The sequence below is a fragment of the Pseudarthrobacter sp. 1G09 genome (genome assembly GCF_050038305.1).
Classification (GTDB): domain Bacteria; phylum Actinomycetota; class Actinomycetes; order Actinomycetales; family Micrococcaceae; genus Arthrobacter; species Arthrobacter equi.
Map to the genome: position 1 here is coordinate 2844645 of NZ_CP188306.1, position 16804 is coordinate 2861448.

Annotated in this window: 15 protein-coding genes and 1 other RNA gene; 2 read left to right on the forward strand and 14 right to left on the reverse strand. The window is 62.8% G+C overall.

What is annotated here, in order from left to right; genetic code table 11:
• Nucleotides 1-90: 90 nt before the first annotated feature.
• A complete protein-coding gene (locus tag ACP3TD_RS13090) occupies nt 91-2226 on the forward strand; it encodes an acyltransferase family protein (RefSeq protein ID WP_426763412.1) in 2136 nt (711 codons plus the stop codon).
• Nucleotides 2227-2419: 193 nt separating this feature from the next.
• Here ACP3TD_RS13090 and ssrA read toward each other — a convergent pair.
• The 13 genes from ssrA to ACP3TD_RS13155 form a co-directional block, all read right to left on the reverse strand.
• Nucleotides 2420-2788: a transfer-messenger RNA gene (ssrA, locus tag ACP3TD_RS13095) on the reverse strand.
• A gap of 100 nt (nt 2789-2888) precedes the next feature.
• Nucleotides 2889-3365 carry an SsrA-binding protein SmpB gene (gene smpB / locus ACP3TD_RS13100; protein ID WP_015937574.1) on the reverse strand — a complete coding sequence of 159 codons (477 nt, stop codon included), beginning with the start codon at nt 3363-3365 and terminating at the stop codon, nt 2889-2891.
• A gap of 83 nt (nt 3366-3448) precedes the next feature.
• Nucleotides 3449-4873 (reverse strand): peptidoglycan DD-metalloendopeptidase family protein, encoded by a 1425-nt coding sequence (locus ACP3TD_RS13105; RefSeq protein WP_426763414.1) that lies wholly within the window; start codon nt 4871-4873, stop codon nt 3449-3451.
• A gap of 27 nt (nt 4874-4900) precedes the next feature.
• Nucleotides 4901-5815, reverse strand: coding sequence for a permease-like cell division protein FtsX (ftsX, locus tag ACP3TD_RS13110; protein WP_015937576.1), 915 nt, complete (start codon nt 5813-5815; stop codon nt 4901-4903).
• Nucleotides 5812-6600, reverse strand: coding sequence for a cell division ATP-binding protein FtsE (ftsE, locus tag ACP3TD_RS13115; RefSeq protein WP_426763416.1), 789 nt, complete (start codon nt 6598-6600; stop codon nt 5812-5814). Before ftsE ends, ftsX begins: the two co-directional genes overlap by 4 nt.
• 183 nt (nt 6601-6783) lie before the next feature.
• Complete coding sequence (prfB, locus tag ACP3TD_RS13120; RefSeq protein ID WP_091721272.1) at nt 6784-7899, reverse strand: peptide chain release factor 2; 1116 nt, start codon at nt 7897-7899, stop codon at nt 6784-6786.
• A 67-nt stretch (nt 7900-7966) separates the two neighbouring features.
• Nucleotides 7967-8410 carry a pilus assembly protein TadG-related protein gene (locus ACP3TD_RS13125; protein ID WP_426763418.1) on the reverse strand — a complete coding sequence of 148 codons (444 nt, stop codon included), beginning with the start codon at nt 8408-8410 and terminating at the stop codon, nt 7967-7969.
• A complete protein-coding gene (locus tag ACP3TD_RS13130; protein WP_426763419.1) occupies nt 8407-8796 on the reverse strand; it encodes a hypothetical protein in 390 nt (129 codons plus the stop codon). The genes ACP3TD_RS13125 and ACP3TD_RS13130 overlap by 4 nt, the downstream gene beginning before the upstream one ends.
• A gap of 112 nt (nt 8797-8908) precedes the next feature.
• Nucleotides 8909-9325, reverse strand: coding sequence for a TadE family protein (locus ACP3TD_RS13135; protein ID WP_426763421.1), 417 nt, complete (start codon nt 9323-9325; stop codon nt 8909-8911).
• 4 nt (nt 9326-9329) lie between these two features.
• A complete protein-coding gene (locus ACP3TD_RS13140; RefSeq protein WP_426767318.1) occupies nt 9330-9623 on the reverse strand; it encodes a hypothetical protein in 294 nt (97 codons plus the stop codon).
• Nucleotides 9624-9712: 89 nt separating this feature from the next.
• The gene (locus ACP3TD_RS13145) at nt 9713-10651 is read right to left on the reverse strand and encodes a type II secretion system F family protein (RefSeq protein WP_426763422.1); all 939 of its coding nucleotides are present in this window, start codon (nt 10649-10651) and stop codon (nt 9713-9715) included.
• Nucleotides 10648-11505 (reverse strand): type II secretion system F family protein, encoded by an 858-nt coding sequence (locus tag ACP3TD_RS13150; protein WP_426763424.1) that lies wholly within the window; start codon nt 11503-11505, stop codon nt 10648-10650. Before ACP3TD_RS13150 ends, ACP3TD_RS13145 begins: the two co-directional genes overlap by 4 nt.
• Entirely contained in the window at nt 11502-12725 is a 1224-nt protein-coding gene (locus tag ACP3TD_RS13155) for a CpaF family protein (RefSeq protein ID WP_377202715.1), read from the reverse strand. Before ACP3TD_RS13155 ends, ACP3TD_RS13150 begins: the two co-directional genes overlap by 4 nt.
• A 295-nt stretch (nt 12726-13020) precedes the next feature.
• Here ACP3TD_RS13155 and ACP3TD_RS13160 point away from each other — a divergent pair, with 295 nt between their 5' ends.
• Entirely contained in the window at nt 13021-15828 is a 2808-nt protein-coding gene (locus tag ACP3TD_RS13160) for a lysozyme (RefSeq protein WP_426763426.1), read from the forward strand.
• A 63-nt stretch (nt 15829-15891) separates the two neighbouring features.
• On the opposite strand, the gene rfbA is transcribed toward ACP3TD_RS13160, so the two are convergent.
• A complete protein-coding gene (gene rfbA / locus ACP3TD_RS13165; RefSeq protein WP_426763428.1) occupies nt 15892-16764 on the reverse strand; it encodes a glucose-1-phosphate thymidylyltransferase RfbA in 873 nt (290 codons plus the stop codon).
• Nucleotides 16765-16804 lie beyond the last annotated feature (40 nt).

Consider the following 16804-nt stretch of genomic DNA (forward strand, 5'->3'; position numbering starts at 1 on the left):
CCTGGCCGCCAAAGCTGTGCCGGCACAGGACCCCGCACCACGGTGAACCCACAGGACGAATAACAAGGAGTACGTGTGACCGGACAGGTCTTGTTTCGAACTCGGTCGGAACTGCGACGAAAAGAATCGGTCAACGCAACGCGCAAGGACATCCAGGCCCTTCGGGCCCTGGCAGTCATGCTCGTGGTCCTCAACCACTTGTGGCCCGTCCGGCTTCCAGGCGGGTACGTCGGCGTGGACGTATTCTTCGTGATCTCGGGCTACCTGATCTCCAAGCACCTGCTCGGCGAACTGGAACGGTCAGACCGCATCAACCTTGGTCAGTTCTATGCCCGGCGGATCAGGCGGCTCCTTCCGGCCGCAACCCTTGTGGGCGTCGTTTCCCTCGTGGCCGCCTGGGTGCTGCTTCCGTTCTCGCGCTGGGTGGCCATAGCCCAGGAGACCATGGCGTCGGTCCTGTATGTCGAAAACTGGGTTCTGGCAGCCAAATCCGTGGACTATTCAGCGCACAACGAAGCCGCGTCCACAGTGCAGCATTACTGGTCGCTCTCTGTCGAGGAACAGTTTTACCTGATCTGGCCGCTGCTTATGCTCGGACTGTTTACGGCCGCGGTCAGGTTCCGGCTCCGCCGGCGGGCGCTACTGACCCTGGGGGTCGCGCTTGCCAGCGTTATCGCACTCGTCTTTTGCATCTGGTTTACGTACACCAACAAAAGCCCGGCCTACTTTGTCACGCCGGCCCGCGTCTGGGAGTTCGGTGCCGGGGCCCTGGTAGCCATAGGGGGCGCCCACGCCCTGGGAGCCTTGCGGCTGCGGCTGCCCACCCACCACCTGGCGCTCTCCGGAACAGCGCAGTGGCTGGGCTACGGCCTGATCGCGTTCTCCGCCCTGACGTTTAATGAGCAGACGTTCTTTCCCGGCTTCGCTGCCGCGGTTCCCGTCCTCGGCACTGTACTGGTGATTGCTTCGGGGCCGAACAGCCCCATCTGGTCGCCCAACCAGGTCCTTGCCGCCAGGCCCATCCAGTTTGTGGGCGACGTGTCCTACTCGCTCTACCTGTGGCACTGGCCGCTCATCGTCCTGGCGCCGGCCCTCCTGAGCCGCCCGCTCGGCACCTTGGACAAGATCGGCATCCTGGCACTGGCCATCGGGCTTTCCTACGCCTCGAAGAAATTTGTTGAAGACCCGGGCCGCACCAAGCTCCTGAAGGGGACCAAACCGCTCCGCGTCGTGCTGGTCATGGCAGCCGCCATGGCCACCGTCTGTGCCTTATGCGGGGGCCTTCTGCTGAGTTTTGGAAAGGCACAGGAAGCAGAGACAGCCAAGCTGCAGAATCTTTCCGGTGACCCCTGCTACGGCGCCCGCAGCCTGGACCCGAAAAACAACTGCGGTGATCCCTTTGGCGCTGCACGGGTTGCCAACGTGGGCCCGAACGAGGCACCGCGCTTTGACGCCCCGGAATGCCACCCGGCGGCAGATCCCATCGTTTTTGAGGACCAGAAACTCCTGACGGAATGCGATTTCACCGGCGGCGCTCCGGCCTCCGCAACTGTTTGGCTGATCGGCGACTCACACGCGGAGCAGTGGAAAAGCGCCCTGTATGAGCTGGCCCGGCTGCACAAGTGGAAGCTAAAAGAGTCCATGGTGGGCGGGTGTCCCTTCGTCGATGTAAAGCGGGTCGCTTTCATGGGCGAACCCGCGGATGACGCACGCTCCCAGAAACGGTGCCTGGAGTGGAGCAAGCAGGTGACGGACAGGATCGTCCAGGAAAAACCCGGAATGGTCTTCGCGTCCTCCTTCGGCGCCGGCGAGACGATCGACGACGGCACCGGCCGCCCCCAGTTGGAACAGTACAGCGACGCCGTCGCCAAGCGGTTCCTCGCCTGGACGGGTACGGGGTCCCGCGTCTTCGTCTTCCGCGATCCCCCCTTGACCCTGCGCCACAGCAGCCCGGACTGCGTGGCACTCAACCAGCAACAGCCCATCAACTGCGCGAACCCCCGTACCGAGGCTCTGGTGCCGGACCCGATTGCGAGTGCTGCCGTTGGCATGGGCAAGCCCTCGGTGAAGGTGCTCGACATGTCTGACCAGTTCTGCGACGACCAGACCTGCTACGCGGTCATCGGCGGCCTGCAGGTCTACGCCGATTTCGACCACGCCTCACGGAGCTACATCCACTCGCTGATGCCGGTGGTAGCGCAGCGGTTCAATGAGGCCCGGCAATAATCCTGCCTGCAGAGGTCTGAGGAACCGGACCCTGGATCACCCTGGTCCAGGGTCCGTCGCGCTTGCGTAGGGCAACTGTCCGGGCAGCTGCCCGGTCAGTACGGGCAAAGAAAAGCACCCCGGTCCGAAGACCGGGGTGCTCTTTTTGGGTAACTCGACCCATCCGCAAAGGATGTCCCGAATCACCGTTTGGGTGTGGAGATGGGGGGAATTGAACCCCCGTCCGATGTCGTGTTGTCAGGGCTTCTCCGGGCGCAGTTTGCGTCGGACTTTCTCGGCCCCAGCCATGCTGCAAACAGCTGGCTGATCCGGGCCCAGTCATCTAAGAGTCCCGTTTACCCCGATGACGGGGGCAAACAGCAGTGGCTATCTAAATGACGCCAGGATCCGGGGCAATAGCAACCTCGGGCTGACGGACTGTCTTACTGCTTAGGCAGCAAGAGCGAAGTCAGTGCGCTTAGATTCGGCACTTATTGGTTTGCAGACAGCGTTTACGAGATAATTCTGCATCCTCGGCCCGCTTCACCTGTCGCGACTAACATCGTCGAAACCGATCATCCCCGTATTTTGTTACCAATCTATGTTACCCAATCCCGCGGGCGTACCCGCCGGACTATTTATAGTAACGCATGTTGTGCCGGATTCATTCCGGGCAACACCGCTCAGCCGCGCCGCCTGTTGCGTTCCCGCATCTCGCGCTGGGCTTCCCGGTTGTCCTGTTGTTCGCGGAGTGTCTGGCGTTTGTCGTACTCGCGCTTACCGCGGGCTACGCCTATTTCAACCTTCGCGCGGCCATCCACAAAGTAGAGCTGGAGCGGCACGATGGTGTAGCCGGCTTCCTGGACCTTGCGGGAGATCTTGATGAGCTCTTCGCGGTGCAGGAGCAGCTTACGGCGGCGCCGGGCAGCGTGGTTGGTCCAACTGCCCTGGTTGTACTCCGGAATGTGGATGGCTTCCATCCACAGTTCGTCGTTGTAGAAGGTACAGAACCCGTCCACCATGGACGCGTGCCCCTCGCGAAGGGATTTCACTTCGGTGCCCATTAGCGCAATGCCGGCCTCATAGGTATCCAGCACGTGGTAATCATGCCGGGCCTTGCGGTTGGTGGCCACCACCTTACGGCCACTTTCTTTGGGCACGGAACAGCTCCTCAGTCGAATCGAAAGGTCCTCCGGCCGGGTCGCAGCGGAGTCATACCAGTGTACGGCAGGGCCGCGCAGCCCTAGAGCAGGCCCATTGGGTCGACGGCGGCACCGTTCAGCCAGGTTTCGAAGTGGGCGTGGCAGCCTGTGGAGTTGCCGGTACTGCCGGAGTACGCGATGAGCTGGCCCTGCGAGACCCGCTGCCCATTCGATACCACGATGCTGGAGTTGTGGTAGTAGATGGTGGTCAGCGAGTTGCCCTGCACCACCCCATGGTCCAGCTTCACCCGCCAGCCGCCGCCGTCAGCGGAGTTCCAGCCGGAGCTGAAGACTTCACCGGCCGCTGCGGCGTACACCGGGGTACCGCAGGCGGCACCGAAATCGATACCGGTGTGGACATAGCCGCCCTGGCCGTAGAAATCGATGGTCCCTGGCGGAGTGGTCCGCCAACCAAAACCGGATGTGATGGGAATGCTGCCGTCGAACGGATGGCGGAGGCCGAAGGCCGACGGCGATCCGGCAGCAGGGGGGACATACGGCTGGACCGGCGGTGCCGGGCGGTTCGCTGCCGCGGCTGCCGCGGCGGCAGCCGCAGCAGCTGCTTCGGCCAGCCGGCGCTGCTCGGCTTCCCATGCCTCCCGTGCCCTGCGATCGCGCTCGGCAATCTCGTTGGCCACCTGGTTCTGGCTTGCCTGGACCCCGGCGAGCTGGGCCTGGATTCCCGGCTTGGCGGCCTGCAGCTCGGAGTCGAGGCGCGTCGTGTCTGCGATCAGCTGGTCAACCTGGGCTTTCTTGGCGGCGGCTTCGTCGCGGGCCGCCTTCTCGCGCTCGAGGGCGGCGTCGGCTTTGGCCTTCAGGTCCTTGATTTCCGCTTCCACGGCCTGGAGGCGTGCCTCGGAGTTGACGTTGGTGGCGTTCTGCTGGCTCAGCTTGTCCATGGCGGCGTTCTGGCTGCGCATGGCCTGATCTGCCAGGTCCATGGTGTCGGTGAGGCTGCCGCCGTTGTTCGAACCGAAGAACAGCGACAGGTTGGAGGGAACACCGCCGGATTTGTATGCCTGCGTGGCGATCTGGCCGATCAGTTTCTTGGTGTCGGCGATCTTCTGCTTGTCCGTTTCCAGCTGCTGGGTGATTTTCGCCTTGTTCTGCTGCGCCATGTCAACGCGGGCGGACAGTGCCTCGACTTCCTTGACGGCGCTGGCCACGCGCCCCTGCGCTTCGAGCAGCGCCTGCTGGGCACCCGGCAGTTGGCCCTGGTACAGGACCAGGTCACCGGCGGCCTTGGCAATCCGCGAGTCAACAAACTCCAATGACTGCTGGACGCGTTGCGCTTCGGCCTGGAGCGCGGCCTGCTTGTCTTCCAGCTCATCGGCGAATGCCGTCGGTGTGGACGAGGCAAGCCCGGAAGCGAGGACGACGGCGAGTACCCCGCTCAGGAGCGCCGAGCGGCGCGCTGCATGACGCCTCGGTCGCAGGCGCACGGGATTTTCTGACGTTACGTTCATCGGCATTCCTTGGTCGGTTTGCATAGCCTAAACGCGCAAATATCTGCGAAGGGTCAAGAGGGACGAAATTCCAGCCAAGGATCCGCCAAGGATCAGCAGTGCAGGCACCAGGATCAGTGTCTGGCCCGAGGAAATGAACGCTGTGTCCGGATACTGCTTGGACATGTACTCCCCCAGGAAGAAGTGGGCCACGGCCCACAGCGTTGCCGAGGCAAGGGCTGCACCGATTACCGCTGCTATGACGCCTTCGAGGATGAAGGGCAGCTGGATGACGGTCTTCGAGGCGCCAACGAGGCGCATGATCCCGGTTTCCCGCCTGCGGCTGAAGGCCGAAAGGCGGATGGTGGTGGCGATCAGCAGGATGGCGCACACGATCATTACACCGGCGATGCCCACCGCGACGAGGGAAGCCCCGTTCATCACCGAGAAAAGCCGCTCCAGCAGCTGACGCTGGTCGATCACGGTTTCCACTCCGGGCTGGGAACTGAAGGTTTCACTGATGATTTCGTACTTTTCCGGGTCCTTCATGTTGATCCGGAAGGAAGCCGGCAACTGGTCCGGGGTCACGGAATCGACAATCGGTGAGTTCGAGAACTGGTCCTTGAAGTGCTTGTAGGCATCTTCCTTGGACTCGAACTGGAAGTCGTTGATGTATTGGGCCACTGCCGGGGACTCGAGCAGGGTATTGAGGCTGTCCTGCTGCTCCGGGGTGACCGAACCGCCTGCGCAGCCGGTGGCCGTCGAGCCGTCGCTGCACAGGAAGACGGCTACCTGGACTTTGTCATACCAGTAGCCCTTCATCTGGTTGATCTGCATCTGCAGCATTCCGGCCGCACCCACGAACGTCAGCGAGACGAACGTGACCAGAATGACCGAGACCACCATCGAAAGGTTGCGTCGCAGGCCGCTGCCGATTTCGGAAAGGATGAATGCGAGCCTCATCGCTGCGCCTCACCTTCACTGCCTTCGTCCGCCGGGCGGACGTCGGGTTCGTCCCTGCCGCTGGCGTCCTTGAGCCGGCGGGACTGCCCAATGACCGGAATCATCGAGGTGTAAAGAGCCTTGGCCTCGTCGCGGATCACCACGCCGTTCTTGAGCTCCACCACCCGTTTGCGCATTTCGTTGACGATGTCGTCATCATGGGTGGCCATGACCACCGTGGTGCCATTCTGGTTGATCTTGTCCAGCACTCCCATGATGCCCATGGAGGTGGTGGGGTCCAGGTTTCCGGTCGGTTCGTCAGCGAGGAGGATGCCGGGGCGGTTCACGACTGCCCGGGCAATGGCGACACGCTGCTGCTCACCGCCGGAGAGCTCGTGAGGCATCCGGTGCTCCTTGCCTTCGAGCCCTACGGTCTTCAGGACCTCGGGGACGGTATCGCGGATGACGCTGCGGCTTTTGCCGATGACCTGCATGGCGAAAGCCACGTTGGCGAAGACGTTCTTCTGAGGCAGGAGGCGGAAATCCTGGAAGACGACGCCGATGCCGCGGCGGAGGCGGGGTACCCGCCAGCTAGAGATCTTCGCAACGTTCTGGCCGGCCACGTAGACGGCGCCAGAGGTAGCGCGGTCCTCTTTGAGCACGAGCCGCAGGAATGTTGATTTTCCGGAGCCTGATGCTCCCACGAGGAATGCGAATTCACCGCGGTCGATCTCAAGGTTGATGGAGTCCAGCGCCGGCCGGGCCTTCTGGTCGTAGACCTTGGTGACATTTTCGAATCGGATCATGGCCCTAAGTACCCTGCAGGGCATGGCTGATGCGGAATGCAGCCCAGTTCTGCAGCCGGTGCACGGGTGTTCGTTGGGGGAAGTAGGGCCCCGGCCCCTCGACTATACGCAGGATTGGCTGCCTGAGACGCGGCTTTGGGGGCGTGTCGCGGTAAGCCGATCCGCCGTAGCGGCGTTCCGGCCCTACTTCTCAGCGTTGCGGTTGTCCGTGCGCCAGCGGATTCCGGCGTCTATGAAATCGTCGATCTCGCCGTCGAAAACAGCCGACGTGTTGCCCACCTCGTGCTCGGTGCGCAGATCCTTGACCATCTGGTACGGGTTCAGGACGTATGAGCGCATCTGGTCTCCCCAGGATGCCTTGACGTCCCCGGCCAGCGCCTTCTTCTCGGCGTCTTCCTGTTCCTTCTTCAGCAGCAGAAGGCGGGACTGCAGGACGCGCAGTGCAGCTGCCCGGTTTTGCAGCTGCGACTTTTCATTCTGCATCGACACCACTACGCCGGTGGGAATATGCGTGAGCCGGACAGCGGAGTCTGTGGTGTTGACCGACTGGCCGCCCGGGCCGGAAGACCGGAACACATCGACCCGAATCTCGTTATCCGGGATCTCGATCGAGTCTGTCTGCTCGATCAGCGGAATGACCTCCACCGCGGCGAAGGACGTTTGGCGCCGCCCCTGGTTGTCGAAGGGGCTAATCCGCACCAGCCGGTGGGTGCCAGCCTCAACGCTGAGGGTGCCGAACGCGTATGGGGCCTTGACCTCGAACGTGGCCGATTTGAGCCCTGCTTCCTCGGCGTATGACGTGTCCATGACAGTGGTGGGATACCCGTGGCGCTCTGCCCAGCGGAGATACATCCTCATCAGCATTTCAGCGAAGTCTGCGGCGTCAACGCCGCCGGCGCCCGCACGGATCGAGACCACAGCTTCACGCTCGTCGTACTCGCCGGACAGGAGGGTGACCACCTCCAGGTTCTTCAGCGCCTTTTGGATCGACTCCAGCTCCGTGGCCGCTTCTCCCATGGAGTCGGCGTCACCTTCGTCCTGGCCGAGCTCCACCAGGACTTCAAGGTCATCGATGCGCGATGCCAGGGTTGTCAACCGCTCCAGCTCTGACTGCCGGTGCGAGAGGCGGGACGTGATTTTCTGGGCCGCGGCGGGGTCGTCCCACAGGTCCGGCTCCCCCGCACGCTCACTGAGTTCGGCGATGTCTTCCCTCAGCGCCTCCATGTCGGTAACCCGTTCAATGGACTCGTAGGTGGCGCGGAGCGCGCGGATTTCAGCGGAAAAATCAATATTGGCCATGGTCGTTTAAGCCTACGCTATCCGGCGAAAGGCACTGTTCTCCGCTCCCGGCCGCGGCCTTGCCGGCCTACCGTGTTAACCGCGAGCGCGCTGTCGACGTCGCTTCAATCAGGATTCCGTCTGGAACCAGGAAGTTCACCACCGGCGGATGGACCGCGGCGGTGAGCACCACAACGGCGGTAGAGCCATCCGGGGTGCCGGTTGCCCCGGCAACTGCCAGGGCGTCAAACCGTGCCGAGGCGGGGCTCCTGGCAACAAAGTCAGCCGCGACACTACGAACCCTCGCGGGGTTGAGGACGGCAGATGGGCTGCCGCCCTGGGAAGCCACCTCACCCAGCGTGTAGCTGTCCGCTGCAGCAAGAGAGGCGCCGTCTGCCAGTGACAGCAGGCGCTTATGCTCCAGGTAAACGGAAGAAATTCCCATTACGACTGTGGCCACCAGCAGCGCCAACGCCACATAGCCGACTATCATCACCAATATCTGGCCGTCCTCGGATGTCGACTCCCTCACCGGAACCTCCCCACAATCTGGGTAGCGGCTGCCTCCACCTCGATGGCAGAAAGCCGGACACCATCCTGGAACGGAACGAACGGCAGCGGGATCGACAGCCTGACCGTGACGGTCACAGCAGTGCCCGGCGCGAGACAGTCAGCTGGGTCACAGGTTGTTGCCATCGAGGCCTGGTCCGGGCTGTGTCCAAAGTCGGCCAGTGCCAACGCCACGGCCTGCTGCGCGGCCGCCTGGGCTGACGTGCTATCGGGTTGGGCGACGTAGACCTTCGCAGCCTGGTCGGCCGCCCCCACCACAGCGAACGAGCCACCCTGCATCTGCCCGATGGTGATGATGAAGTAAACGAGCGGGACCATCAGCAGCAGGGCAAGGAACGTGAACTCCACAACCGCACTTCCCTGCTCATTGCTCCCGGCGGCTCGCCGGCCGGATGATTCCGGCCCCCGGCACAGTGCCTCCAGCAACCGGCAACAGACACGTCGGAGCACTCGCCGTGAGTCACGGTTGTACCGCGGCATGGCCTGTCACCTCCAACATTCCCCGGGGTCCGATCAACCCCACTACAGGCATGGGAGCCCGGACCGTTACTTCCAGCGTGCTTAGCCCCTGGACGGTCACTTCGCTCGTGCTGATCTCCTCAGCGAAGGATGGGTTCAGGGCAGTCATGATGAGGCCGCGGGTCCGTTCTTCCGCATCAGCAGGACCCCGGTCCGCGAGTGTTCCGTGCCGCGCGCCAGAAGCTGCAGCATCAATCAGTGTGTTCCGGACGTGCAGTACAAGGGTCAGTTGGAGGATTGCCAGAAAGAACATCGTGAGCAGGCCACCCACCAGCACAAAATCCACTACTGCCGACCCCTGTTCCTGGCCACGGACACCTGGCTGACCGCGACCGGAGGCGCGTACGGAAGTGGCCATGGGGCTAGTTGCCCACCTTGTCCATTGCCTGGTTGAACATGGCCTCAAGCGCGGGACCGGCAAGCGCCAGCAGAGCAGCCACGAGCACCGCGGACATCAATGTGATCATGACCCACCCAGGAACGTCACCCCTCTCGGGACCATCGGCAACGTGGGACAGCCCCCGCTGTTGCGCGCGGCAATGGACGGCACTGAAACGGTACCGGGCCGCGCGCCGGACGCCTGTGCTGGCCCAAGCGCCGGGTGAGGCGGCGACCGCTATCAGTATTACTGCCCAGCGGAGTACTCGAGTCTTCATTTACTCTTCCTGTCCCTTGTTGTTTTCAGTGCCGTTGACGGCATTGCCTCGGATTGCGTGCTGTCTTTCGTCCCGATCAGTTGACGCCATCAGAGACCCAGGCTGATTGCGGCGATGCCGGGAAAGACGGCAAATACCACCGTCAGCGGAAGCACGCCGAAGACGAGGGGCACCATCATGGCAATTTCCTTCTTTCCAGCGGCTTCCATCAGGTCCCGCTTGGCTGTGTCGCGGACATCCTGGGCCTGCGCCCGCAGTACGTCTGCGAGGGGTGTCCCCCGTTCGACCGCAACAACGATTCCGTCCACGAACCGGACGAGAGGTGCAAGGTCCGTACGCGCGGAGAACTCCTGGAGGGCGTTGACCAGGGGCTTGCCTGCCCGCGTTTCTGCCAAGATCGTGGAGAACTCCTTGGACAACTCGCCCTTGGCGCTCCGGCAGACCCGGTCCAGGGCTCCAGTGGCACTCTCCCCTGCGCCGACGGCCAGTGCTATCAGTTCGGCGAGGCTGGGAAACTCGGCCATCATCCGCTCTTCCCTCCTGCGGACCTGCACACCCAGCCAGTAGTCCCGGACAACAAAGCCCGCCACCCCGCTGCCGATAATGGCCACAGCAGCCAGCAGGGCGTTGAACCTTCCGGCCGCAGCCCCCACGGCGACAATGGCCGATGTGAGGACGAAACCTGCGGCGGCCCACATGACCTGCTCGGCGCGAAAATCTATGACTGACTTGCTGATTCCGGCCTGCGCGAGCCTGCGGGCTGTTGCCCCCGGAGCCGGACTCATCTTTCCCAGGGCGGAGATGCCATCGCGGATAAACGGGCGGAGGATCCGCTCCAACGGTCCGAAGGGCGTCAGGGTGTGTTCCCGGGACAGAAGGCGCGACTCCAGGTTTTGCGATTTGAGCTGGGGCTCAATGCGCTGGGCCAGAGTGGTCGCCCGCATGAGCGGAGACCTGAAAACGACCAGCCACAGTCCGATTCCCAGCACGGCACCGCAAACGGCGGCGGCCGGTGACACCGTGATCATCGGAGCACCCGTTCATCCTGGGGCAGCGCACCGATCCTGAGCATCGTTGAGTAGCAGACCAACGAGATCACGAGCCCGCCGAGGAGAACCGCCGCTCCCATGGCTGTGTTGTATGCCTGCACAGCCTCGGGCCGGGTAGCGAGGAGAAGCATCACAATCCATGGCGCCGCGACGGCAAGCCGGGCGGCGTTGACGGTCCAGGACTGGCGGGCTTCGAGTTCGCTGCGCGTTCGGGCGTTTTCGCGGAGGAACTCCGCCAGGGTTCCCAGCAACTTGCCGAGGTCCGACCCTCCGACCTCACGGGTCAGCCGCAAGGCTTCGACGATCCGGTCGGCCACGGGGTCGGCGAGCCGGTTCTTCAGCTTGTTCAGGGAACCGTCGAACTGTCCTCCGGCCCTGTAGTCCGCGCCGAAGTCGCGAAAGACCGGCCTGAGCTCTTCAGGCCCCCTATCACCCAGTTGGATGAGCGCCTCCGGCAACGGGAGTCCGGCCCGGATCGCTGACCGTAGATGGTCAACGACGTCAGGCCACAGCTGGCGAAGGAGTGCAGTCCGTTTCTTCGCGCGCCACCGGAGGATGGTGAGCGGAAACCAGCCTGCGAACAGCCCGAAGCACACAGCGATCGGCCACGACCTGCTCACGGCGAAGAACACCAGGACGACGAACAGTCCCAAGCCGAGGCAGGTTCCGAGCAGCCCGCCCACGGAGACCTTTTCGACTCCTGCGGCGGCAAGCAGGTCCGCGATCCGGCTGGGCTTCCGTTGGCGGGGCTTGCGCTCCGGCGATTCCCACAGTGACCACCAAATAAGGAACAGACCCGTCCCCGCTGCGGCTCCCAGCAGTGCGGACATCATCGCGGGTCCAGCAGGGCTGCCACGTCATAGCCTGCGCGGGCAAACTTCTCTATCGCAGGCATCGCGTTGGCGCGTGACTGCAGAACACCGTCGGCCATGGCGAACACCGGTGATGACTCAATGATCCCGTTTTCAACCCGCCGCCCAAGGGAAAGGATCTCGGTCACCTCCCGGCGTCCGTTGGCAAGCCGGCTGCAGTGAACCACAAGGTCAATACAGGATGCGACTGTTGGAACGACGAATGCCGACGAGATGTTCTCCCCTGCCAACAGGGGCAGCGTGCAGATCTTGGTGACGGCATCATGGGCTGAGTTGGCGTGGACAGTACACATCCCCGGCAATCCGCTGTTGAGCGCAATCAGCATGTCAAGGCTTTCAGCCTCCCGAACTTCACCGACCACGAGGCGGTCTGGCCGCATGCGCAGCGCTTCCTTGACGAGGCGCCGGAGCGGGATCTCGCCTGTTCCTTCAAGGTTCGGCTGCCGGCACTGGAGTCCCACCACATCACGCAGGGGAAACTGCAGCTCAAAGATTTCCTCCACCGTGATGACACGCTCCCGGCTGCCGATGCTGGCGGCGAGGCAGTTCAACATGGTGGTCTTACCGGCCTGGGTTGCCCCTGATACCAGGATGTTGAGCCCACTGGACACTGCCGCCCCTAGGAACCGGGCCGACTGCGGCGTCAGGGTGCCCAGCTCCACCAGGTGTTCGAGCCGGCTCGCTTTGACAACAAACTTTCGAATATTGACGGCCCAGTGGCGGCGCGTCACGTCCGGAATGACGACGTGGAGCCTGGAGCCGTCAGGGAGAGCGGCGTCAACAAACGGAGATGACATGTCCAGGCGCCTGCCGGAACTCTTCAGCATCCTCTCCACCATGTCACGCACCTGCTGCTCAGTAAGGCTGAGCGAGGTTAACTCTGATTCCCCGTTGCGTGCCACATAGATTTCGTTGGGAGCGTTCAGCCAGATCTCTTCGATCGAGGGATCGTCCAGCAGCGGTTGGAGCACTCCGAAGCGTGCGACTGCGTCGAACAAAAACCGCCGGGCTGCGTCCAAGGGACCCAGTGGTGGAAGCGGTCCCATGAGGGCCCGCTCGTCGTAGTCCGTTACCGCGGCGTCGACTAGCCGCCGCACTTCACCTGATTGGTTGAGCGGGTCAAGCCCCCTGCGCCTGATCAGTTCCCGGACTTCGTCCTCGACTATCCCCAGAGCATCCATGCCAGTTCCCCCAGTTGACTGCCGCCCCCGGCGGAGGCAGTGCAATTGGCTACAGCCTAGGGAGACTACACCATCGCAACAAGTCAAATCCGCCGGAATGTGGATAAACCACCACAAGGCCGCCTTCTTATCACTCGAGCCCCAAAAGAACCACTGGTTACGCTGGTCACACCAGTGCTATGGTGAGCGCGTTATTCGTCGAATTACCACGGTCAGGTGCCTCCCTGGGGGGCAGCATCTGGCCAGTTATCGAAATGAGCGCTCAGGAGAGCGCCACATTGTCTCCGGAGCCAATATGAAGCGGAACCCGTCTCAGTCCCGTCGCCCAGCCGTGCAATCGCTGTGGGTCATGCTGCTTGCAGCCTCACTAATGGCAAGCCCCGGAATTACGGGCGCCGCCGTGGCTGTTGAACCGGCGCCTTCACCAACGGCCTCGGCTGTACCCGAAGCAAGTTCGCCGACCACACCGCCGGCGCCCGCCTCGCCATCTCCGGGCGGAGCCGCCCCGGCATCACAGGAGCCCGCGGCAACCACCGAGCCGGCGGCTCCGGCGCCCTCTCCGGAAGCCCAACAGTCCATGGCCGAAGCCGTCGGGATTGGCGGGGCCGAAATGGGCCAGCGATCTGCACGGGTAGTACGCTCGGCCCCCTCGGAATCCGTTCGGAAGCTCAGTTCAGAAGCGTTGACCAGCGAAGGAACCTGGATGCCCACCTTCGGCGTCCAGGGGCTCGACGTGAGCGGCCACCAGCCAACCGTGGACTGGAAACAGCAGTGGAACATGGGGTCCCGGTTCGCCTATGTGAAAGCAACTGAAGGGAACTACTACACCAATCCCTCCTACAGTTCCCAATACCAGGGAGCGCGGAACGTTGGAATGATCAGGGGCGCCTATCACTTCGCCATCCCCAACTGGTCGTCCGGAGCAGACCAGGCCCGCTACTTTGTGCAAAATGGCGGCGGCTGGTCCTCGGACGGCTACACGATGCCGCCGGTTCTGGACTTTGAGTTCAACCCTTACGAGGGCCGAACGATCAACGGTTTCTACTTCGGCAACACCTGCTACAACATGTCCGCGGCGCAGCTTCAGTCCTGGATCCGGGACTTCGGAAACACCATGCGCTCATTGACCGGGCGGCTTCCCGTTATCTACACCAACACGAGCTGGTGGAACCAATGTGTGGGCAACCCTGCCGGGTTCGGTGATTATCCACTGTGGATGGCCGCCTACCCCAGCTCTGCCACCAACAATGCCGGCCCTGTTCCAACGGGTAGCTGGAGCACCTACAGCATCTGGCAATACAGCTCCACGGGCCCCTTCGCCGGCGATTCCAACGTCTGGAACGGCGACTACGCCTCCTTGCGGACGTTTGCCGGAGCCGCGGCTCCCGACGGGTCCTTCGACGACATGTCGGTGCAGCGGGTCGGATCCACTACGCAACTGAACGTGCGCGGCTGGGCTGTCGACTTTGCCAATTCTTCTGCCTCAACGCAGGCACATGTCTATGTCACCGGCCCGGATGGCGTGCGCACCGGCTATGCACTCCCCGCCAACGTAGCCCGTCCGGATGTTAATGCTGCCCTTGGAGTCACCGGGCAACATGGCTTCCAGCAAGGCATCCAGATCCAAAAATCCGGAACCTACCAGGTCTGCGCCTACGCCATTGGCGCCTTCAGCAATACTGAAATTGGCTGTAAGTCGATTGATGCAAAGGGCGTTGAGTCGCCCATGGGCAGCATTGATGACGCCAAGGAAGTGCGGAGCGCAGACAAGGTCACGCTTTCGCTTCGTGGCTGGGCAATCGACGGTGCCAACCCGACCACGGCAACAGAAGCCCATGCCTACCTGACGGCGCCGGACGGTACCAGGACCGGTTACGTGATGCCCGCGAACTTGTCGCGACCCGACGTCGACCAGGCGTTGGGGATGGGCCCCAATCATGGCTACCAACGCGATATTCCCATCACGGCGCCCGGCAGCTACAAACTCTGCGTTTATGCCATCGGCCAGTACAGCAACACCGAGATCGGCTGCAGGCAGCTGAACTTCGCCCCGGCGGCCGCCCCAATCGGCAGTTTTGATGACGCGTCCCTGATAAAGACGTCCACCACAGCCGCACTTTCAGTCCGTGGTTGGGCGCTGGACCGCGGGGACTCAACACGGTCCATCTCTGTCCACGTCTATGTGACCTCGCCGGACGGCACCACCAAGAACTACCCGTTCTCCGCCGCCCAGGCCCGGGCCGACGTCAACAACGCCCTTGGAGTGACGGGGAACCATGGCTTTGCCGCGGCCATACCCATCACGGCGCCCGGACAGTACAAGGTCTGCTCTTATGCCATAGCGCTCAGCCCGCTTGCCCCCGGAAACCCCCTGCTGTCCTGCCGCAATGTCGATGTCGGAGCGGTCGCACCACCAATCGGTAGCCTCGACAGCCTGACTGTCAACAAGACGAACACCGCTGCCTCGCTGTCCCTCGCCGGCTGGGCCGTGGATAAGGCAGATGCCTCGCGGTCCATCGACGTGCACGTATATGTGACCTCACCGGATGGAACCACTAAGGGCTATGCCTTCAACGCCTCACGCCCCAGGGCTGACGTCAATACTGCGTTCGGCGTGGCGGGCGACCACGGCTTCGCTCCCTCGATCCCCATCACCAGCCCCGGCGTCTACACTGCCTGTGCTTACGCCATCGCACCCAGCCCCTTGGCGTCCAACAACCCGTTGATCGGCTGCCGCACGGCTGACGCCGGCAAGAGTGGTGTACCAGTGGGCGTGCTCGACTCTGTAGCAATAAAGACGGCGGCGGGGGTTACCTCGCTGGAGGCGACGGGGTGGACCTACGACCCGGATATGCCCACGCTTTCGAATCCTGTTCACGCTTATGTCACCGGCCCCGACGGCAAGACCACGGGATACGTTTTCTCAACGACGGTGGACCGGCCTGATGCAAACAAGGCTTTCGGCATCACGGGTACCCACGGATATTCAGTCAACGTCAAAACCACGGTCCGTGGAACATATACGTTGTGCACCTACGGGATCGGAGTGTCCCCCTTCACCACCGGTAACACGGCGCTGGGTTGCCGGACCCTGACGTACTAGGGCTGCCCGGACAACGGAAAGAGGGGTGAAGCTCGGCTTCACCCCTCTTTCTGTTGGCTCCAGCTAGTTGTTGCTCTCGGCAAGCAACTCCAGGAGGTACGCCCCGTAACCGCTCTTGACGAGCGGCTCGGCGCGTTCCCTCAACTCGTCGTCCGTCAGGAAGCCCAGGCGCCACGAGATCTCTTCCGGCGCCCCGATCTTGAGGCCTTGCCGGTTCTCGACGGTACGGATGAAGTTTGAAGCGTCGTTCAGGTCATTGAATGTCCCGGTGTCCAACCAGGCAGTTCCCCGTGGCAGGATCTCCACCTGCAGCTTTCCGGCTTCGAGATACTTACGGTTAACATCCGTGATCTCAAGCTCTCCACGGGCCGACGGCTTCAGGTTTTTGGCGATGTCCACCACGTTGTTGTCGTAGAAGTACAGTCCGGGCACCGCGTAGTGGCTCTTCGGTGCAGCTGGCTTTTCTTCCAGGGACAGGGCCTTGCCCAGTTCATCGAACTCGACCACGCCGTAGGCCGACGGATCCTTGACCCAGTACCCGAAGACCGCACCGCCGTCGATAGTCTTGAACCGGCGCAGCTGGGTACCCATGCCTTGGCCGTAGAAGATGTTGTCGCCCAGCACGAGGGCCACGCTGTCGTCGCCGATGTGCTCTGCGCCGAGGACAAATGCCTGGGCCAGGCCATCCGGCGAGGGCTGCTGCTTGTAGGTGATGGAGACGCCGAATCGGGAGCCATCCCCGAGAAGCCGCTCGAACTGTTCGGCGTCATGCGGGGTGGTGATAATAAGAATGTCCCGGATCCCGGCGAGGATGAGGGTCGACAGCGGGTAGTAGATCATCGGCTTGTCATAGACAGGGACCAACTGCTTGCTGACACCCAGTGTGATGGGGTGAAGCCTTGAGCCGGTTCCGCCGGCAAGTATTATTCCGCGCATGCCCCCATCTTTCCCTTCGCTAAGTGCAGCGGCAAATCCG